19 protein-coding genes are annotated in these 19,567 nt (G+C 72.9%); 11 read left to right on the top strand and 8 right to left on the bottom strand.

Annotated features, from left to right (window positions below; genetic code table 11):
* The first annotated feature begins 1 nt into the window (after position 1).
* The 4 genes from nadB (at position 2) to ACFQ58_RS15925 (ending at position 5,391) form a co-directional block, all read left to right on the top strand.
* Positions 2-1,603: an L-aspartate oxidase gene (gene nadB, locus ACFQ58_RS15940; RefSeq protein ID WP_376952147.1), complete on the top strand. Its 1,602-nt coding sequence runs from the start codon at positions 2-4 to the stop codon at positions 1,601-1,603.
* Positions 1,603-2,484 (top strand): carboxylating nicotinate-nucleotide diphosphorylase, encoded by an 882-nt coding sequence (gene nadC / locus ACFQ58_RS15935; protein WP_376952146.1) that lies wholly within the window; start codon positions 1,603-1,605, stop codon positions 2,482-2,484. Before nadB ends, nadC begins: the two co-directional genes overlap by 1 nt.
* Positions 2,481-3,623 carry a cysteine desulfurase family protein gene (locus ACFQ58_RS15930; RefSeq protein ID WP_376952145.1) on the top strand — a complete coding sequence of 381 codons (1,143 nt, stop codon included), beginning with the start codon at positions 2,481-2,483 and terminating at the stop codon, positions 3,621-3,623. The genes nadC and ACFQ58_RS15930 overlap by 4 nt, the downstream gene beginning before the upstream one ends.
* A 178-nt stretch (positions 3,624-3,801) precedes the next feature.
* Positions 3,802-5,391 (top strand): MDR family MFS transporter, encoded by a 1,590-nt coding sequence (locus ACFQ58_RS15925; RefSeq protein WP_376952144.1) that lies wholly within the window; start codon positions 3,802-3,804, stop codon positions 5,389-5,391.
* A 73-nt stretch (positions 5,392-5,464) separates the two neighbouring features.
* Here the strand turns inward: ACFQ58_RS15925 and ACFQ58_RS15920 are convergent, their stop codons facing one another.
* Entirely contained in the window at positions 5,465-7,123 is a 1,659-nt protein-coding gene (locus ACFQ58_RS15920) for a substrate-binding domain-containing protein (protein WP_376952143.1), read from the bottom strand.
* 249 nt (positions 7,124-7,372) lie between these two features.
* On the opposite strand from ACFQ58_RS15920, the gene ACFQ58_RS15915 reads away from it, so the two are divergent.
* Together ACFQ58_RS15915 and ACFQ58_RS15910 are read left to right on the top strand one after the other, a co-directional pair.
* On the top strand, positions 7,373-8,020 hold the full coding sequence (locus ACFQ58_RS15915) for a phosphoribosyltransferase (protein ID WP_376952142.1): 648 nt from the start codon (positions 7,373-7,375) through the stop codon (positions 8,018-8,020).
* A gap of 107 nt (positions 8,021-8,127) precedes the next feature.
* Positions 8,128-8,748: a hypothetical protein gene (locus ACFQ58_RS15910; RefSeq protein ID WP_376952141.1), complete on the top strand. Its 621-nt coding sequence runs from the start codon at positions 8,128-8,130 to the stop codon at positions 8,746-8,748.
* Positions 8,749-8,790: 42 nt separating this feature from the next.
* On the opposite strand, the gene ACFQ58_RS15905 is transcribed toward ACFQ58_RS15910, so the two are convergent.
* Complete coding sequence (locus ACFQ58_RS15905; RefSeq protein ID WP_376952140.1) at positions 8,791-9,693, bottom strand: Fpg/Nei family DNA glycosylase; 903 nt, start codon at positions 9,691-9,693, stop codon at positions 8,791-8,793.
* A 43-nt stretch (positions 9,694-9,736) separates the two neighbouring features.
* Positions 9,737-10,090 (bottom strand): hypothetical protein, encoded by a 354-nt coding sequence (locus ACFQ58_RS15900; protein WP_376952139.1) that lies wholly within the window; start codon positions 10,088-10,090, stop codon positions 9,737-9,739.
* A 275-nt stretch (positions 10,091-10,365) separates the two neighbouring features.
* Here ACFQ58_RS15900 and ACFQ58_RS15895 point away from each other — a divergent pair, with 275 nt between their 5' ends.
* The gene (locus ACFQ58_RS15895; protein WP_376952138.1) at positions 10,366-11,112 is read left to right on the top strand and encodes a hypothetical protein; all 747 of its coding nucleotides are present in this window, start codon (positions 10,366-10,368) and stop codon (positions 11,110-11,112) included.
* 153 nt (positions 11,113-11,265) lie between these two features.
* A complete protein-coding gene (locus ACFQ58_RS15890) occupies positions 11,266-11,847 on the top strand; it encodes a 1-acyl-sn-glycerol-3-phosphate acyltransferase (RefSeq protein ID WP_376952137.1) in 582 nt (193 codons plus the stop codon).
* A gap of 8 nt (positions 11,848-11,855) precedes the next feature.
* On the opposite strand, the gene ACFQ58_RS15885 is transcribed toward ACFQ58_RS15890, so the two are convergent.
* The 4 genes from ACFQ58_RS15885 to ychF form a co-directional block, all read right to left on the bottom strand.
* The gene (locus tag ACFQ58_RS15885; RefSeq protein ID WP_376952136.1) at positions 11,856-12,065 is read right to left on the bottom strand and encodes a dodecin; all 210 of its coding nucleotides are present in this window, start codon (positions 12,063-12,065) and stop codon (positions 11,856-11,858) included.
* A 103-nt stretch (positions 12,066-12,168) separates the two neighbouring features.
* Positions 12,169-13,479, bottom strand: coding sequence for a hypothetical protein (locus ACFQ58_RS15880; RefSeq protein WP_376952135.1), 1,311 nt, complete (start codon positions 13,477-13,479; stop codon positions 12,169-12,171).
* Positions 13,480-13,555: 76 nt separating this feature from the next.
* Positions 13,556-14,131: an RNA polymerase sigma factor gene (locus ACFQ58_RS15875; RefSeq protein ID WP_376952134.1), complete on the bottom strand. Its 576-nt coding sequence runs from the start codon at positions 14,129-14,131 to the stop codon at positions 13,556-13,558.
* A gap of 210 nt (positions 14,132-14,341) precedes the next feature.
* Complete coding sequence (gene ychF, locus ACFQ58_RS15870; RefSeq protein WP_376952133.1) at positions 14,342-15,415, bottom strand: redox-regulated ATPase YchF; 1,074 nt, start codon at positions 15,413-15,415, stop codon at positions 14,342-14,344.
* Positions 15,416-15,480: 65 nt separating this feature from the next.
* On the opposite strand from ychF, the gene ACFQ58_RS15865 reads away from it, so the two are divergent.
* Both ACFQ58_RS15865 and ACFQ58_RS15860 read left to right on the top strand, forming a co-directional pair.
* Complete coding sequence (locus tag ACFQ58_RS15865) at positions 15,481-16,287, top strand: alpha/beta fold hydrolase (protein ID WP_376952132.1); 807 nt, start codon at positions 15,481-15,483, stop codon at positions 16,285-16,287.
* A gap of 123 nt (positions 16,288-16,410) precedes the next feature.
* Positions 16,411-17,967 carry a CHAT domain-containing protein gene (locus ACFQ58_RS15860; RefSeq protein ID WP_376952131.1) on the top strand — a complete coding sequence of 519 codons (1,557 nt, stop codon included), beginning with the start codon at positions 16,411-16,413 and terminating at the stop codon, positions 17,965-17,967.
* Between the two features lie 18 nt (positions 17,968-17,985).
* Here ACFQ58_RS15860 and ACFQ58_RS15855 read toward each other — a convergent pair whose 3' ends face one another.
* Positions 17,986-18,768 (bottom strand): class I SAM-dependent methyltransferase, encoded by a 783-nt coding sequence (locus tag ACFQ58_RS15855; protein ID WP_376952130.1) that lies wholly within the window; start codon positions 18,766-18,768, stop codon positions 17,986-17,988.
* Between the two features lie 99 nt (positions 18,769-18,867).
* Here ACFQ58_RS15855 and ACFQ58_RS15850 point away from each other — a divergent pair, with 99 nt between their 5' ends.
* Positions 18,868-19,485 (top strand): exonuclease domain-containing protein, encoded by a 618-nt coding sequence (locus tag ACFQ58_RS15850; protein WP_376952129.1) that lies wholly within the window; start codon positions 18,868-18,870, stop codon positions 19,483-19,485.
* The last annotated feature ends 82 nt before the right edge of the window (positions 19,486-19,567 follow it).

Raw genomic sequence — 19,567 nt, 5'->3', positions numbered from 1 at the left:
CATGCCGCGCGTGCTCGTCGTCGGCTCCGGCATCGCCGGGCTGTGGACGGCGATCCGGGCCGCCGAGGCCGGGTGCGACGTCACGGTCGTGACGAAGGCGGCGCTCGGCGACGGTGCGACGTCGTGGGCGCAGGGCGGCATCGCCGCGGCGATCTTCGCGGGCGACGCGCCCGAGCGCCATGCGGCCGACACGCTCGCGGCGGGCGCCGGGCTCGGCGACCCCGCCGCGGTGCGGGTACTCGCCGACGAGGGGCCGGGACGCGTCCGCGACCTCATCCGCTTCGGCGTCGCGTTCGACCACGACGAGTCCGGGCTCGCGCGCGGGCTCGAGGCGGCGCATTCTCGCGCCCGCATCCTGCACGCCGGCGGCGACCGGACGGGCGCGGCGATCGAGGCGGCGCTCGTGGCGACGGTGCGGCGACGCGACGTGCGCGTCATGGAGCACACCACGCTCGTCGACCTCCTCGTCGAGACGGGCCGGGTGGTCGGGATCCGCGTGATCGCGGGTGAGGGGGCGGATGGCGCTGCCTCCGTCGACGCGCCCGTGATGCGCGAGCTGCGCGCCGACGCGGTCGTGCTCGCCACCGGGGGCGCCGGATGCCTGTTCCGGCATACGACGAACCCCGACGTCGCGACGGGCGACGGCGTCGCCGCCGCCGCGCGCGCCGGCGCGGTCGTGGCCGACCTCGAGTTCGTCCAATTCCACCCCACCGCGCTCGCGGTGCCGGGCACGCCGCTCATCTCCGAGGCCGTCCGCGGTGAGGGCGCCGTGCTGCGCGACGCCGACGGTCGCCGGTTCCTCTTCGACGTCGACTCGCGCGGCGAGCTCGCTCCGCGGGACGTCGTCGCCCGCGCCGTCTGGCGCCGCATGGCCGAGCAGGAGGGCGCGCCCGTCGTGCTCGACGCGACGCACCTCGGCGCCGAGCGCCTCGCGAGCCGCTTCCCCGGCATCGACGCGGCGTGCCGCGCCGCGGGCTTCGACTGGTCGCGCGCGCCCGTGCCCGTCGTCCCGGCGGCGCACTACGCGATGGGAGGCGTCGTGACCGACCTCGCCGGACGCGCGAGCCTGCCCGGCCTGTGGGCGGTCGGCGAGGTCGCCCGGACGGGCGTCCACGGCGGGAACCGCCTCGCCTCGAACTCGCTGCTCGAGGGCGCGGTGTTCGCTGAGCGCGCCGCGCGCGACGTCGCGGCCGCGCCATCCGCCCCCGTCGCCGCCACTGCTCACGCCCCCTCCCCGGTGCGCAACGAAGGAGATCGCGTTCGACACGCCGGGGGCGCCGACCGAACCGCCGGGGTGTCGGGTCGAATCTCCTCCGGGACGCATCGAGGAGAAGGAGGGCTCGTCGACCGAGACGAGCTGCGGCAGCTGATGTGGGACCACGTCGGGCTCGAGCGCGACGCGGACGGGCTCGCGGCGGCATCCGCCCGCCTCTCCGGATGGCACGCCCCCGAGCCCGTCGACCGCCGCACCGCCGAGGACCGCAACCTGCTCGGGCTCGCCCGGCTCACGGTGGCGGCCGCGCTCGCCCGAACCGAGAGCGTCGGCGCGCACACGCGGCGCGACGCGACCTCCGTCGCCGCAGCCGAACGAGAGGCCGCCTGATGACCGAACCCCGCGAGATCGAGCGCGTCGTCCTGATGGCGCTCGACGAGGACGCGCCCTGGGGCGACCTCACGGGCGAGACGCTGATCCCCGAGTCCGCGACCGCGACGGCCGAGCTCGTCGCCCGCGAGCCCGGCGTGTTCAGCGGCGCGCGCGTGGTCGAGGCGACGTTCCGCCTGGTCGACGCGCACATCGCGGTCGAGGTGCTCGTCGCCGACGGCGACCGGTTCTCGGCGGGCGACGTGCTCGCCCGAGTGCAGGGTCCTGCCCGTGGCATCCTGCGGGCCGAGCGCGTCGCGCTCAACCTCGTGCAGCGGATGTCGGGCGTCGCGACCCTCACGGCCCGGTACGTCGACGCGGTCGCCGGCACCCGCGCACGCATCGTCGACACGCGCAAGACGACGCCGGGCCTGCGCAGCCTCGAGCGCCAGGCCGTGCGCGACGGCGGGGGCCGCAACCATCGCCGCAGCCTGTCCGACGCGGTCATGGCCAAGGACAACCACCTCGCCGTGCTGACCGCGGGCGGGGCCGACCTCGCCACCGCGCTCCGCGAGGCGCGCGAACGGATGTCGCACACCGCCCACCTCGAGGTCGAGGTCGACCGCCTCGACCAGGTCGAGCCTGTGCTGGCGGGGGGCGTCGACACGATCATGCTCGACAACTTCACGGTCGCGGACCTGCGGACGGGCGTCGAGCTCATCGCGGGCCGCGCGATCGTCGAGGCGTCGGGCGGCGTGAACCTCGACACGGTCGCCGCGATCGCCGCGACCGGGGTCGACGTCATCTCGGTCGGCGCGCTCACGCATTCGGCACGCGCGCTCGACCTCGGGCTCGACGTCGTGATCGAGGCACCGGATGGCGCGACGCGGGGGTCCGCGTGATCTTCGCCGACCACGCCGCCACCACGCCGGTCCGCCGCGAGGCGCTCGAGGCGATGTGGCCGTACCTCACGGGCGCGTTCGGCAACGCGTCGAGCCGGCACGGCATCGGCGAGGAGGCGGCGCGTGCGCTCGCGTGGGCGCGCGAGGCGGTCGCGGCGGTGGTCCGCGCACGCCCGGGCGACGTGGTGTTCACCTCCGGGGGCACCGAGGCCGACAATCTCGCCGTGAAGGGGCTCGCACTCGCGAATCCGCGCGGTCGGCACGTCGTGGTGTCGCCGGTCGAGCACGAGGCCGTGCTCGAGGCCGCCGACGCGCTGCGACGCCTGCACGGCTTCGAAGTGGACCAGGTCGCCGTCGACGCGACCGGCATGGTCGTGCCCGAGGCGCTCGCCCGAGCCATCCGGCCCGACACGACGCTGGTTTCGGTGCAGCTCGCGAACAACGAGGTCGGCACCGTGAACCCGGTCGCCGACCTCGCGCGCCTCGCGCACGGGTCCGGAGCGCTCATGCACACCGACGCGGTGCAGGCTGCCGGCTGGCTGCCGCTGTCGCTCGACGCGCTCGGCGTCGACGCGATGTCGCTCGCCGGCCACAAGGTCGGCGCGCCCAAGGGCACGGGCGCCCTGGTGGTGCGCGGGCGCCTGCCGATCGAGCCGGTCCTGCACGGCGGCGGCCAGGAACGGGGTCGACGGTCGGGCACCGAGAACGTGGCGGGCGCCGTGGCCTTCGCGACGGCGCTGCAGCTCGCCGATGCCGAGCGAGCGGATGCCGCGTCGCGCGTCGCTTCGCTGGCCACGCGATTCCGTGAGCACGTCGCGGCGACCGTGCCCGATGCCGTTCCCACGGGTCATCCCGCCGAGAGGCTGCCCGGCACGGTGTCGTTCGTGTTCCCCGGGACGAGCGGCGAGGCCGTGCTCCTCGAGCTGGAGCGCCGGGACGTGATCGTGTCGAGCGGGTCGGCCTGTGCGGCGGGCAGTGACGAGCCGTCGCACGTGCTCACCGCGATGGGGGTGCCGCCCGAGGTCGCGCAGACCGCCGTGCGGTTCTCGTTCGGCGCCGATGCGACCGCGGCCGACGTGGAAGCGGCCGCGGCCGCGCTCGCGCAGGCTGTGTCGGCCGTCCGCGATATCGTCGGCTGATCGCGCCGAGGAGGTTGCGGCTCGCCGAAACTCGATGCGTGGGCATGCGTCGCCCGGAACGGGAATAGCGCGCACGCAGTGCCGGTTTCCGGTACTCGTCGCCGCTCGCGCCGACGGCGGCGACGACCGCCCGACGGATGGCGCGCCGACGCGATTCGGGCACGACACCGAGACGACGATGACGAAGACGACGAACGACGAACGAGAACGACGAACGAGCGAGGACGCGCACGTGACCGAACGCACCGCACCAGGCACCGACTCCATCCGAATCCCCGACGCCGCCGACCATGCCTTCGACGAGCAGGTGGTCGCCGCGCGACCTGAGCACGGCGCCCGCGACACGCGCGTGATCTGGCTCCTCCTCGCTGCGACGTTCGTCGTCTTCCTCAACGAGACGATCATGAGCGTCGCGATCCCGCACCTCGTCGTCGACCTCGACATCACGCTCTCGGCCGCGCAGTGGCTCACCACGGCCTTCATGCTGACCATGGCGGTCGTCATCCCGATCACGGGCTTCCTGCTCCAGCGCTTCCCGACGCGACCCATCTTCGGCGCCGCGATGACCCTGTTCTCGGCGGGCACGCTCCTGGCGGCGCTCGCGCCCGGCTTCGAGGTGCTCCTCGGCGCGCGCATCGTGCAGGCGACGGGCACGGCGATCATGATGCCGCTGCTCATGACCTCGCTCATGACGCTGGTCGCACCGTCCGACCGCGGTCGCTTCATGGGTCGCGTGTCGATCGTGATGTCGGTCGCACCCGCCATCGGCCCGGCGCTGTCCGGCCTCATCCTGAGCTACTTCGGATGGCGCTACATGTTCTGGTTCGTGCTGCCGTTCGCGCTGGTAATGCTCGTGATCGGCCTGCGGCGCGTCCGCAACATCGGCGAGACCCGCGTCTTCCCGATCGACGCCGTGTCGGTCGTGATCTCGGCGATCGGATTCGGAGGACTCGTCTACGGACTGAGCCTGGTCGGCGGCGTGGTCAGCGGGCGCTCCTCGGGCGACGCGACGGCCATGTGGATCTCCCTGGTCGCCGGCGCGGTCGGCATCACCGCCTTCATCGTCCGCCAACTGCTGCTCCAGCGCTCCGATCGTGCGCTGCTCGACCTGCGCACCTTCCGCACACGCAACTTCGCCGTCTCGATCGCGCTGATGGCCGTGATGATGGCCGCGCTGTTCGGCACCATCATCCTGCTGCCGATCTACCTGCAGGATGTCGCGGGCCTCGAGCCCCTCGCGACCGGCCTGCTCGTGCTGCCCGGCGGCCTCGTGATGGGCCTGCTCGGCCCGACGGTCGGCCGCCTGTACGACCGGGTCGGCCCCACGCCGCTGCTCGTCCCGGGCAGCATCGTGGTGAGCGCGGTGCTGTGGTCGCTCACGCTCGTGACCGAGTCGACGCCGCCGTGGATGATCCTCATCGCGCACGTGGCGCTGTCGACCGCACTCGCCTTCATGTTCACGCCGCTGTTCACGAGTGCGCTCGGCTCGGTCGAGCCGCACCTGTACTCGCACGCCTCGGCGACGGTGGGCACGCTGCAGCAGGTCGCCGGCGCCGCCGGCACCGCGCTGTTCATCACCGTGATGACGGCGACGGCCGCGTCGGCGCAGGCCGCTGGGACCGCCGAGATCGCCGCGCAGGCCGCCGGCGTCCGGAACGCGTTCCTCGTCGGCGCGATCGTGTCGCTGTTCGCGATCGTCGGCTCGACGCTCGTCCGTCGGCCGGCCGACATGGCGAAGGCGCCGGGCGAGGGCGTCCCCGCCCACTGACCCACGACGGCGAGGGCCGGTCGACCCACGCTGGGTCGGCCGGCCCTCGCCGTTCAGCCGTGTCGGTTCCGGCTCAGCCGCAGTTCGGGCGGCAGGTGCGCTGCGAGAGCGCGTCGACGAGCACCGTGCCGAGGTCCTCGGGCTTCGACGCCGAGTACGCGCCACCCTTGGTGGCCTCGGCGATCTTCTGCATCGCCTGGAGGTCGGTGTCGGGACCGAAGCCGATCATGATCACCGCGACCGGCTTGGACGGATCGTCCATCTTCTTCAGCTCGCCGAGGAGCTGGTCGAGGCTGATGCCGTTCTCATCCTCGTTCTTGCCGTCGGTGATGACGAGGACCGAGTTGACCTTGTCGGGGTCGTAGTCCTCGCGCACCTTCTTCACCGCAGCGAGCGTGGAGTCGTAGAGGCCCGTGGCGCCGCCGAGGCGCGACGGCAGCGAGCCGATGATCTGCTGGATCTTCTGGGTGTGGCTCGAGTCGGCGAGCGGCGCGATCGGCGCGAGGTCCTCGTAGTCGAGATCGCCGTTGCGGGCGGTCGAGAAGATCCAGACGCCGAGCTCGGCCTCACCCGAGAACTTCGACATGGCGCCGACGGCGGCCTGCTGGAAGATGTCGATGCGGCGCAGCCCGTTGCCGGCCGGCTCCTCCATTGAGCCCGACACGTCGATGACGGCGAGCATGCGCGACCGGAGCGTGAGCACGGACCAGGCGCGGAGGATCTCGATCTCTGCTGCGTGGTCGAGTTCGGTCTGCGCTCGGGGAGCGTTCCCGGCAATGCCGGGCGCGTCGACCTCACCGCTGCCGTCGGGTGCGCGGAACCCCGCCTCGGCGAAGTGCTCGCCGGCCTTCTGCAGGGCCGCCTCGAACGCGTCGAGCTGCGTGGGGGCGCCGTCGCCGACGCGGACGAAGGGGTAGTCGAGCGCGACCGTGCCCTCCTCGGGGTAGGCGGCGACGAGCGCCTCCGACGACGTGTCGCGGTTGTGCTCGACGACGCGCGACTCGCTCGTGAGCACGACGGTGGGCTGCTGCGCGGAGGAGAGCGTGGCCATCGCGGCATCCGCCGAGGCGGGGATCGACTTGCTGAGGCCGATCATCGCGCCGGCGAACTGACGGGGGTCTTCCGGGGAGGACTGCCCCTTGAGCGCGAGCAGGCTGGCGAGGCTGGCCGCGGAAGCCTCTGGGTCGGGCAGCAGCGCCGGCAGCTGCCCGCCGAGCACGCGAGCCCAGCTCACCGGTTCCTTGGCGATCTCCTGCGCGTCGCCCGCCGACGCGGCGAAGACGACCGGCGAGCTGGCGATGGATGGGCCGACCTCGAGCTCGGGCTCGCCGAGGCCGAGTGAGGTGGCCGTGGTGTTCGTGCGCTCGATCCACACCGACGAGTCGGGGATCCACGCGTCGGCCTCGAGTGTGCCGGCGGCGAGCGCGGCCGTGGTGTCGGCCGCATCCTGCGCGCGGACCTCGACGTCGATGCAGCGCTTCGGGCTGGCGCTGAAGTCGTCGGCCAGCTCGATGACCGCGGTGGCGATCGACGGGTCGGCGATCACGACGACTGGTTCGACCGTCTCGCAGGCCGCCTCGTCGGCCGATGCGAACAGCGGATTCAGGTGTCCGCCCACCCAGAGGTACACGCCGGAGGCGACCAGCCCGATGACGGCCACGCCGGCCGCGATGGACAGGATGAATCGGCGGCTCGGCGTCTTCGCCGGAGCCGCGACGCTGTGACGTCCCACGGACACTCCAAGTCGACCGACAGCGCCGCGGCGGTGTCAATCCCAGTCTGAACGGGCTCCCCCGTTCAGGGGGAAGGTGCTGACAGTGTACGCAGAACGTGAGCGATCAGCGAACTCCGGGCCGACATCGGATGGACCGTTCCACGCCCGCGGTGCCGGGGATTAGGGTCGGAGCATGGAGCCCGATCCGGTCCTCCGAACCGTTCCAACCGGTCACGACCGTCCGGAAGCGGAAGCGGGGCCACGACCGTGAGCCGGTTCGCGGATCGCCGCGAGGCCGGTCGAAGGCTCGCCGAGGCACTCGGCGATCGCCGCTCGGACGAACCCGTGGTGCTCGGCCTGCCGCGCGGCGGGGTCCCGGTCGCCGACGAGGTCGCTCGCGCCCTGAGCGCCCCGCTCGACGTGCTCGTCGTGCGGAAGCTCGGCCTGCCGAGACAGCCCGAGGTCGCGATGGGCGCGATCGGCGAGGAAGGGGCCGAGGTCGTCAACGACGACGTCGTGGGCCTCGGGCGCGTGCGGCGCGAGGAGTTCGCCGCGGTCGAACGTCGCGAGCGTGCTGAGCTCGACGCGCGTGTCCGACGGTTCCGGCGCGGACGTCCTCCCCAGCCCCTCGCCGGGCGGACCGTCGTCATCGTCGACGACGGCATCGCCACGGGTGCGACGGCGCGCGTAGCGTGCCGCGTGGCCCGGCAGCGCGGTGCGGCGCGAATCATCCTGGCTGTTCCGGTGGGCCCCGCGGACACGCTCGCGACGATCCCCGAGGCCGACGAGATCGTCGCGGTCAGCACGCCCAGGTCGTTCATGGCCGTCGGCATGCACTACGTCGACTTCCGGCAGACTGACGACGCGGAGGTGACGGCGATCCTCGACGCCGCACAGGGTCGGGCGGAACGCTAAGCACAGCGGCGACGTTCCGTGCAACCCCGTACCGCCTCGCGCGCGAGTGCGGTTGAGTGACCATGGAATCGCGCTCCGGGGTCCGGGGCGCGGGAAGGCGGTGGAACGTGGACACGAGCACCATCATCTGGATCATCGTGGGCGTGATCGTCCTCGTCGCGGTGGTCGCCGTCATCGCGTGGTTCGCCACGTCGCGCCAGCGCAAGGAGGCGCAGCTCGAATCGCGCCGGCGCGATGCCGAGCAGCTCCGCGAGAAGGCGGCGGAGACCGATGCCGCCGCACGCGAGCGCGAGGTGAAGGCGATGCAGGCCGATGCGGCCGCCCGGCAGGCCGAGGCGGACGCCGCCCGGGCCAAGCTCGAGGCCGAGCACCTGGCGGGAACGAGCCAGGAGCACCGCAGCGATGCCGAGCGGCTCCGCGCCGAGCAGGCCGAACACGAACAGCGTGCGGCCGCGGTCGATCCGGATGCCGCAGCGAACGACGTCCGCGCGGCCGAGGCCCCCCGTGACGCCGAGGTGCACGACGCGCACGCTGCGCCGCGGCCGACGACGGTCGAGGACCACGGGCGACCGGTCGCGGCTCCCGGGACCGACGAGCACGGCAACCCGCTGACGCACACCCCGTCGGACGAGCAGGTCGCCGCACCAGGCCGCGGACCGGTGGACGAGCATGGCAAGCCCGTCGACACCGCGCACGGCGACGCCCCTCGCCACTCCCGCGGCGCCTGAGGCACGCTCCGGTCGCTGAGGCAGCGGGTCGGTACCGGCCCGCTACTTCAGCAGCCGGGAACGCACGCGGTCGGCCAACGGCTTGCCGCCGGTCTGGCAGGTCGGGCAGTACTGGAAGGTCGAGTCGTGGAACTCGACCTGGCGGATGGTGTCGCCGCAGACCGGACACGCCTCGCCCGTCCGGCCGTGCACGCGAAGGCGACGACGCTTGGCATCCTTCAGTTCGGCGGCGGGCTTGCCGGATGCCTCGCCGAGCGCCTCGCTGAGGGTGTCGCGCATCGCGATGTAGAGCCGCGACACCTCGTCGGCGTCGAGCGTGGCGGCGAGCTTGTACGGCGACATCTTCGCGGCGTGCAGGATCTCGTCGGAGTACGCGTTGCCGATGCCGGCGAGCACCGACTGATCGCGGAGCAGCCCCTTCACCTGGGTGCGGCGCCCGGCGAGGATGCCCGCGAAGTCGCCTTCGGTGAAGGTCTCGGACATCGGGTCGGGCCCGAGCCGGGCGATGCCGGGCACCTCGGCGGGGTCGCGCACGACGTAGACCGCGAGCGACTTCTTGGTGCCCGCTTCGGTGAGGTCGAATCCGGCGCCGTCGTCGAGGCGCACCCGTAGGGCGATCGGCGACTTGCCCGGGCGCAGCACCGTGGCGGGGACCTCGTCGTACCAGCGGAGCCAGCCGGCGCGTGCGAGGTGGAAGACGAGGTGCAGCGAGGGCTCGACGGGCGACGCCTCGCCCGCGGCATCCGTCGCCGTGCCGATCTCGAGGTCGACGAACTTGCCGTGTCGCGTGACCGCGATGATCGGGCGGGCCTCGATCGCCTGAAGCGGTGGGTCGAACGTCTTCAGCGCAGCGATGGCGGCGACACGTGCCGACAGGATGGCGCGACCGACCGCGCGCTCGCGCAGGAATTCGACGAGCGCCTCGACCTCGGGCATCTCGGGCACGCGCCTATCGTCGCATCCGTGGCCGACATCCGCACCGGTGCGGTCACGCGCCTCCCGCGGAGGCGCCGCTGCCGGCCTCCGCGATCTCGGCCGCGGTCGCACGCGTCGCATCGAGGGTCTCGGGATCGAGTTGCAAGCCACCGACCGAGTTGGCCGACGCCAGCAGGCGATGCAGCCGGCCTCGGTCGAGACGGCGCTCCTCGTCGACGTCGTAGACGACGACGATCGGCATCGACGGGTTCACGAGCACTTCCTCATGGCGACCGTCGGACTGCGTCCACCCGAGGAGGATCGGCTCGTGCACGCGGAGCTTCGCGAGCAGGACGGTGTGCACGTGGGCCAGCACGTCATCGGGCAGTTCGATCCGCACGAGGCGGCCGAGGTGGAGGGATCCCACGTGGGCGGTCCTTTCCAGCGGGCGAAGGGGCGGCGGTGGTCGTCGGCGGATCGGGCAGATCGACCGACGGGACGGGGACGGGTCAGGCCGTCGGCCATCCCGTACCCGGGATCGGCGCGGTCGAACGCGCGCGCTGGCCGACGGCCTGTACACGGGCTTCGGGGACCCGCGCTCCCAGTGTCAAGGGGGAACGGATTTCGGGGCAGGGACTTGACACGAGCACGCGCTGCATGGCACAAGGCGCCGCGATGTCAGGTCCGCCGTAGGATCGCGGGGTGGACCTCCAACTCGCCCGCAGCGTGCTGCGACTCGACGTCGCCCGACCCCTGACGGCAGAGGTGATCGAACAGGCGTACGCGCACGAGACCTGGGAGCGGCATCCGTCCCGCTACCCCGAGGGCGAGGCGAGGCAGGCCGCCGAGGCATGGGCGGGCACGCTCGCCGAGGCGCGGACGAGCCTGCTCGACGCGGTGTCGGCCGGGCCCGTGGACGGCCCGTTCGCGCCCGCTCCACGCCGAGGCCTGCCGGCCGGTGCGATCGTGGGAATCGTGGCCGGCGGCCTCGCGCTCATCGCGGTGCTCATCGTCGGAGGCGTCTTCGCGGTCGGACTGGTCTCCGGCATCGCCGGCCCCACCGGTCCGGTGCCCTCCGCCGATCAGGCGGACGAGCCCGGAGTCCCCACCGCCGCGCCGTCGGACCCCGACGTCGAGCGGGTCGAATCGTGGGAGACGGCGTTCACCTTCCCTGCCGCGCTCGAGTTCTACTCCGACGGACGGTATGGAGACCTCTGCGGCGTCGAGTACGTCGAGGGGTGCTGGGAGTCGGCCCTGTTCACCGAGGCCGATTGCGCCGAGCTGGAGATCGAGCTCGGCTTCGCGAACAACCCGAAGGCGCTGTCGCCCGAACGATCCAGCACGGTCACGGAGACGGACGTGGTCGCGTTCGACACCGTCCCGGTCGTGTTCGGCGACGACGAATTCGAGTACGGGTGGATCGAGGACGTGCGCTGCACGGGCGAGTGACTCGTCCGCCCGGCTCGACACCGACTGGCGTCGAAGCGCGGGCGAGGCGACATCCGGCCCCGATGCCGAGGCGACGCCGCCTGGCTGACGGAGGGCTCAGCGGATGGCTCACGCATGCCGTGCACGGAATGCACGCTCGCATAGTGTGGCCGGATGCTCCGACGACTCGTCTCGCGCGTCTACTGGGCCTTCAGCCGGTGGACCCTCGCGGGCGAGCCGGCGCCGGGCCGTCCCTCCGTGCTGATCGGCGCCCCGCACACCTCGAACTGGGACTTCGTGCTCATGCTCGGCATCGCGTGGCGTCACCGGATCGACATCCGCTGGCTCGGCAAGGCCAGCCTCTTCCGCGGATGGCGCGGGCCGATCATGCGCGGACTCGGCGGCATCCCGGTCGACCGCGCCGACCCGAGCCGGGTGGTGGACGAGGTCGTCCGACGCATACGAGCGGGCGAGGTGTTCGGCCTGGTCGTGACCCCCGACGGCACGCGGGGCGCGAACGAGTACTGGAAGTCGGGCTTCTACCGCATCGCGCGCGAGACCGGGCTTCCCGTCACGCTCGGCTTCGTGGACCGCACCACGATGACGACCGGCCTCGGCCCGACGTTCGAGCTCACAGGCGATGTCGCCGCCGACATGGACCGGATCCGTGCCTTCTACGCCGACAAGGCCGGTGTGCGCCCGCACCTGCGGACGGAGCCGCGCCTCCGCGACGAGACCGGCCGCGCGCCGGCCTGAGACGCGACTCAGTCCTCCAGGCGGAAGCCGACCTTCAGCGTCACTTGGAAGTGCGCCACGTCACCGTCGGCGACCACGCCGCGCGTCGAGACGACCTCGAACCAGTCGACATGACGCAGCGTCGCGGTGGCCCGGGTGATCGCATTGCGGATCGCGGTGTCGGTGCCGTCGGGTGAGCTCCCGACGATCTCGGTGACGCGGTAGACGTGATCGGTCATGGCCGGTTCTCCCCACCCCCGCGCCGTCGCGGGATGCCTCGACCCTAGCCGCGCGACGCCGGGATCGACAGGGGCAGTCAGGCCGCTCCGCTCGACGCCCCGGTCACTCGCTCGAGAAGTCGAGCTTGTCGTCGGCGACCGCGATCACCGACCAGGTTCCGCCATCCGCATCAGTGAACGCGTAGGCCGGGACGACCACGACGCTGCCGTCGGCCTGCCACTGCGTCGCGAGCCCGAGGCGCGCGTCGACGATCTCCACGTCGTTCACCGGCCACGACACGCTCGCACCGGGGACCGGTGCAGCAGGCGGCTCGGTCGGCGGCACCCACTCCGGCGACACCACAGCGTCGTCCCCCTCGCGGATCGCGGCGGGCATCACGGTCATCTGCGGGCTGAACCGCGGGTCGGAGAGTCGCTCGAACGCCTCCTGCTCGCTGACGACGGGGTAGTCGCCGAGCTCGACGATGTCAGCCAGCAGGCCGTACCCGCTGATCAGTCCCTGGTCGCCGACCTCGACGGTCCAGGCCTGGTCGAGACGCTGGCCGTCGACGACGGGCCACGCCATCGCCGACCTGGTGACCGCGCCTTCCCAGGTCTCCGTCGTGAACTCGAAGTCCGCCGGGTCGTGGCCGGTGGCGATCACGAACGAACGTGCCGCGTCGATCGCAGCCTGTTCGCCCGGCACCGCGCCCGTCGGTTCGCACACGTCGGTTCCGTCCTCGCACGTCCACGGGCTGATCAGCGGGTTCGAGTACGAGAAGCTCAGGGTGCCGTCGAGCGAGACCCAGATCGCGGGAGCCGTGCCGTCCTGCGAACCGACGATCCACGCCCCGTCCTTCAGCTCGGGCGTGCCCTGCACGCCGAGTGCCGCGGCGAGCGCCGCGACGGCCTCGGGCAGCGCCACGGACCGGGCGTCGTACGCGTGGGCGAGGGCGGTGCCGTCCGACTCGGACAGCCCCGAGGCGCTGAAGCTGTTGCGACCCCATCCCCATGGCGCGATCATCGACTCCGCGCCGCCTGCCGACATCCGGCTGTCGGCCGCCCCGGCGCTGCCCGGCATCATCGCCTCGGGCACGCCCTGCTCGGTCGCGCCCGTGCTGTCGGGCGACGAGAGCGAGATGGGCGGTGCGGCGCCGTCGGCGAGATTCGTCGCGCCGCCGGTCGTCGCGCCGATGCCGTAGCCGACGCCGCCGACCACGGCGAGGGATGCCGCGACCGCCGCGATCGGGAGCCAGCGCGGTCGCCGGCGCGCCCGCTCCGACGTCAGGTCGGCCACGGGCGCGGTTCCGGCCGTCGCGTCCGCGGTCGCCCGGGCGACCACCTCGTCGGCGAACTCGTCGCGGGGCTCGACGCCTGCGGCAGGGTCGGCGGCACGCAGCCGCTCCAGCGGGTCGCGCCGGTCGTCGTCGGTCATCTCGATCACCCTCCGTGAGGTCGGTCCCACCCATGCATGTGTGCCGGGCGGGCCCGACCTTGCACGTGGGAGCGACCTAGAACGACATCCGCTCGCCCCACGCCTCGCGAAGGCGCTTGCGGGCGCGCGACAGCGCGGCATCCGCCCCCGACCGCGAGATCTCGAGCACCTGGGCGAGCTCCTCGCCGTCGAGGCCCTCCCAGGCGTGCAGCAGCAGGATGCGTCGATCCCGCTCGCCCACGCTCATGAGCGCGCCGCGCAGCTCGGCGTCGAACAGCGCGCTGAGCTCGGGGTCGTCGGCGATGCGGTCGGAGCCCGCCTCGGGGACGTGCTCCACCGGGAGGTCGACGAGCTTGCGCCGGTGGTTGGCGAGCGTGAAGCCCGCGGTGCGGTACAGCCACGGCAGCACGGCGTCGCGCGGCACGTCGGCGCGGCGGCGCCACGCGGTCGCGAACACGTCGGCGGCGAGGTCCTCCGCGTCCTGTCGCGGGCCGCGGCGGGCGAAGTACTTCACGAGCGCCGTGGAGTGGTCGTGCACGACTGCGGTGAACCACGCGAGGTCGTCGCTCGCGGCAGGCGGCTCGGCGCGGTCGGGCATCGGCCCCCCTCGGGTCGTCTCGGCGTCGGCGACGTCCATGCTCGCGTTGCTCACGTCCTGCTTGTGTCGCGACTGGGGCGAGTCTTGCACGCGCGGCGTCGTGCGTTCGCTCGCCTCGCGTGCGCGACTCCCCGAGATGACGCGAATCGCCGCTTCTGCCGCTCCGGACGACCGTTCGGGTCATCTCGACGCGCGCAGGCGGGCGCAGCCGTCCGGTTAGAGCTGTCGGCGCGACGACGACGAGCGTGTCGGGGCTCGCTCCGGTTACACGTTGAAGCGGAACTCGACCACGTCGCCGTCCTGCATGACGTAGTCCTTGCCCTCCATGCGGGCCTTGCCCTTGGCGCGGGCCTCGAGGACCGAGCCGGTCTCGACGAGGTCGCCGAACGAGATGACCTCGGCCTTGATGAAGCCCTTCTCGAAGTCGGTGTGGATGACGCCGGCGGCCTGCGGGGCCTTCCAGCCCTTGCGGATGGTCCAGGCGCGCGACTCCTTGGGGCCGGCGGTGAGGTAGGTCTGCAGTCCGAGCGTGTCGAAGCCGACGCGAGCCAGCTGGTCGAGGCCCGACTCCTCCTGGCCGGTCGACGCGAGCAGCTCCGCGGCATCGGCCGGGTCGAGGTCGATGAGCTCGGACTCGATCTTCGCGTCGAGGAAGACGGCCTCGGCGGGCGCGACGAGCGCCGCGAGCTCGGCCTTCCTCGCGGCATCCGTCAGCACTGCCTCGTCGACGTTGAAGACGTAGATGAAGGGCTTCGCGGTAAGCAGCCCGAGCTCGGCGATGGGCGCGATGTCGACCTTCGAGGCCGAGAGGGGCGTGCCCTTCTGCAGCTCCTCCTGCGCCTCCTTCGCGGCCGTGAGCACCGAGGGGTCGAGCTTCCTGCCCTTGACCTCCTTCTCGTAGCGCGTGATGGCGCGCTCGAGCGTCTCGAGATCGGCGAGGATCAGTTCGGCGTTGATCGTCTCCATGTCGTTCTTCGGGTCGACGACGCCCTCGACGTGCACCACGTCGGAGTCCTCGAAGCCGCGCACGACCTGCGCGATCGCGTCGGCCTCGCGGATGTTCGCGAGGAACTTGTTGCCGAGCCCCTCGCCCTCGGACGCGCCCTTCACGATGCCGGCGATGTCGACGAACGACACGGTCGCGGGCAGGATGCGCTCGGAGCCGAAGATGCCGGCGAGCGTCTCGAGCCGCGGGTCGGGCAGGTTCACCACGCCGATGTTGGGCTCGATCGTCGCGAAGGGGTAGTTCGCCGCGAGCACCGTGTTCTTAGTGAGGGCGTTGAAGAGGGTCGACTTGCCGACGTTGGGGAGGCCGACGATTCCGATGGTGAGTGCCACGGGCGTCCATCGTACCGGGCGCCCGCTGGGCGACGGATGTCAGCGTCCCGCCCTACCCTCGGAGGGTGACCGCTCCCCCGCTCAACGTCGTCGAGCACGGCTCCGGCGTGCCGCTCGTCGCGCTGCACGGCTTCCCCGTCGACCACCGTGTGATGAGCGGATGCCTCGAGCCGATCTTCGAGGCCGACGAGCCCATTCGTCGCATCTACCCCGACCTGCCCGGGCTCGGCGCATCCCCCGGCGACGGCGTCTCCAGCACGCGCGACGTGCTCGAGCGGATCGACGCGTTCATCGACGAGACCGTCGGCGCCGAGCCGTTCCTGCTCGTGGGCGAGTCGTACGGCGGGTACCTGTCGCGCGCGCTCGTGCAGCGCCGGGGCGACCAGGTGCTCGGCCTCGCGCTCATCTGTCCGTCGGTGGTGGCCGACGCGGCTGCGCGGATGCTGCCGGCGCAGGCGGTCCGCCGACCCGATGCGGGGCTGATCGCGCGGCTCGACCCGGTCGAGGCGGCCGAGTTCACCGACATCGCGGTCGTCGAGTCGCAGGCCGCGCTCGACCGGTTCCGTACCGACGTCGCGCCCGGTCTCGCGGCGGGCGATCCCGACGCGATCGCCCGTATCCGCGCCGACTACGCGCTCGACGAGCCGATCGAGGGCGGCCCGCGGTTCATGGCACCGACCCTCATCGTCGCGGGCCGGCAGGACTCCGTCGTCGGGTACCGCGACCAGTGGCGGCTCATCGAGCACTACCCCACGGCGACGTTCGTCGTGCTCGACGTCGCCGGGCACAACCTGCAGTTCGAGCGGCCCGACCTGTTCGCCTCGCTCGTGCGCGACTGGCTCGACCGGGTCGCCGACGAACCGCGCGGCTGACGCGGCACACCGTGTCCCCCGCCGCATCGGTGTCCACCCTGATGCGGCGGGGGCCGCCGCCGCGTAGCGTCCCCATCGCGAGCCGCACCGTGGCTCCGCTCAGTGGACCCGGAAGGTGAACGGATGCTGCAGGCAGGACGCGTGATCGGCGAGACGACGCCGGCCGCGATGGTGGCCGCGCAGGCCGAGATGAAGCCCATCGTGCCTGCGGGAACGGCGACCACGCTGGTCGTCCGGTTGATCCCGGCCGCGGCGGATGCGCCCGGTGCGGACGACCATGCGGCGGATGCCGCCGCGGCGATCGGGAATCGTCCCGTGACCGTGACGGTGGTCCCCCGCGGGCTGCGGTTCCCCCTCGGAACGCCGCGCACCCGCACGCTCCGCCTCCCGGCGTCCGGCGCCGCCGAGGCGCGGTTCAAGCTCATCGCCGCGGATCGCGGTCCCGCCGAGGTCATGGTGCTCGTCAGGCAGGACGTGGAGCTGCCGCTCGCGACCCTCCGGCTCACGACCGAGGTCGTCGACTCCGACGACCACGACCAGACGGGCGTGGCCCGCGTCGTGGCATCCGTCACCCGGCCCGACCCGTCGCTCGCCTCCCGCCCGACGATCCGCATCGACGAGGAGCTCGTCGGCGCGCGGTCGACCCTGCATGCGGCCGTCTCGGTGGGCGGCGACTCCCACCACTTCCGCGTGAAGCTCGGCGACGCCCTCCGGATCGCGGGCGACGTGCAGGCGGCGTTCGCCGGCTTCAGGGACCGCCTCGCCGGGATGCCGCCGGCCGAGCGCGCCGAGTCGATCGACCGGGGGTTGCGCTCGCTCGGGTCCGAGCTCGCCGACCGCATGCTCGATCGCCGGGCCCGCGAGCTGCTGTGGGCCCACCGCGATGAACTCGACGGCATCGTCGTGCAGGCGACCGCCGCACTCGACCTGCCGTGGGAACTCCTGCTCGTGCGCGCACCCGGCACCAAGGGCGGCCCCGACGACCGCTTCCTCGCCGATTACGGCCTGACGCGCTGGATCGTCGGCACGCCCCATCCCACGTCGATCCGCGTGCGGCGCAGCCGCGCACGGCACCTGTCCCCGCAGTACGCCGACCCCGACCTCGCCCTGGCCGGCACCGCCGCCGAGGGCGAGGCCGTCGAACAGCGCTTCGGCGCGATCGCCGTCGAGCCCGACGCGGCGACCGGGCTGGCCGCACTCATGACGGGCGGGTTCGACCTGCTGCACTTCGCCGGGCACGCGCGGTGGAGTCCGCGACCGGAGCATCGGCAGGAGGTGCTGCTCGGCGGATTCAGCGCGGACGATGCCGGCCTGCGCGCCCGCTACAGCGATGCCGACGCGCGCCGCGACCTGCGCAAGCGACCCGAGTCCGAGACCTCACCGCTGATCATGCTCAACGCCGCCGATCTCGGGCGGCTGCCATCGGGCCGGCCCTGCCGCACCGGATTCGCCGAGGCGTTCCTCCGGGCGGGCGCGGGCGCCTTCGTCTGGCGCGGCTGGTCGCTCGACGACGACCCGGCGAGCCCGTTCGTCGAGGCGTTCTACGACGCGCTCATCGCCGGCTCGACGATCGAGCAGGCGGCGAACGCCGGCCGCGCCGCGGCCAGGAAGGCCGGCGACCCGTCGGGACTCGCGTTCGCGATCTACGCGCACCCCGAGGCGCGCCTGCGCATCGAGTGAACCTCCCCCGCGGCCGGATCAGCCGAGCCGCGCACGGAAGCACCGCGTCACGTACGGGATGGCGAGCTCCTCGGCCCCGGCCACGTCGGGATGCGTCGCGAGCAGCGTCTCGAGCGTGGCGATCACAGATCGCTGCTCGACCGGCGACGCCATGAGGTAGTAGCTGCGCGACCGCACCAGGTCGAGGAACCTCGCGCGCGACATCCGCTGGACCCACTCGACCGAGTGCTCCTCGATGGGGCCGAACGGCCGGCCCACGCGAACGTAGTCCTGGAAGCTCGCCGACGCGTCGTGCCGTTCGTGCATGACCTCGCCGGCCTGCCGCAGCCACTCGACCGACGTGTCCCGGCTGTTCCACACGATGCCGAGCGTGCCGCCGGGACGCAGCACGCGCGCGATCTCGGGCACCGCGCGCTCGGGCTGGAACCAGTGCCACGCCTGGCCGGCGACGACGGCGTCGACCGAGGCGTCCTCGACCGGGATGTCCTCGGCGGTGCCGAGGATGCGGGGCACGCCGGGGACGCGCACCTCGAGCTCCTCGAGCATCTCCTCGACCGGGTCGACCGCGATCACGTCGCGATCGAGGGCGACGAGCGCCTCGGTGAGCTTGCCGGTGCCGGCCCCGAGGTCGAGCACGCGCGTCGCGTCGCCCACCAGCCACGCGACGGCCTCGATCGGGTACCCGGGCCGGGCGGCGCCGTAGACGGATGCCGCGGCGCCGAACGAGCGCGCCGAACGCACGGTCTCGGGGTCCGCGGGGTCCCGCACGAGGCCGCGTTCGTCGCCGGCGCGCTGTTCCACGGTGCCATTCCACGCCCGCACCGCGGCATCCGTCAACCGTTCGACGACGCGCGGGGCGACGCGCCCGGCCGTGTCGTGGCCGCGTGCGACGATCCCAACGTGCCAGTGAGCTTCACCGCGATCGACTTCGAGACCGCCAACTCCTCCGCCGCCTCGGCGTGCTCCGTCGGGCTCGTGAAGGTCGTCGACGGGCGCGTGGTGGAGCGCGAGCACCGGTACATCCGGCCGCCGTTCCCGCACGACGACTTCGCGTACTGGAACGTGCGCATCCACGGGATCACGCGCGACATGGTCGCCGACGCCGGCGGGTGGGAGGTGCACCTGCCGTTCCTGCGCGAGTTCGCGGGCGATGACTGGCTCGTCGCGCACAACGCCGGGTTCGACATGGGCGTGATCGTGAAGACGACCGAGGTGCACGGGCTGGCCGTGCCCGACTTCCGCTACCTGTGCAGCCTCCAGGTCGCCCGGCGCACGTACCACCTCGACTCCTACCGCCTGCCGTCGGCCGCGATGGCGGCGGGCTTCGAGGACTTCTCGCACCACGACGCGCTCGCCGACGCCGAGGCATGCGCCGCGATCGTCGTCCACGCCGCGAAGCGCCACGAGGCCGACGACCTCGAGCGTCTGGCGCACATCACCCGCGTGCGGGTCGGCGCGATCGGCGCCGCCGCGTCGGCGGCGGCGACCGCCGCCGACGGGCCGATGGCGCTGCAGTAGCCGCGATGGCGCCATCGGGATGGCGCGCGAGCCGCCGAAGCGGCGCAACGCGCGGCGCCTCCGATGGGATGTCGTGGGCCGC

This window comes from Agromyces sp. NPDC056523 (assembly GCF_042794545.1).
In the GTDB taxonomy this organism is placed as follows: domain Bacteria; phylum Actinomycetota; class Actinomycetes; order Actinomycetales; family Microbacteriaceae; genus Agromyces.
The sequence above is the reverse complement of the archived record's forward strand: the minus strand, read 5'-3'. Positions and strand labels throughout refer to the sequence as shown.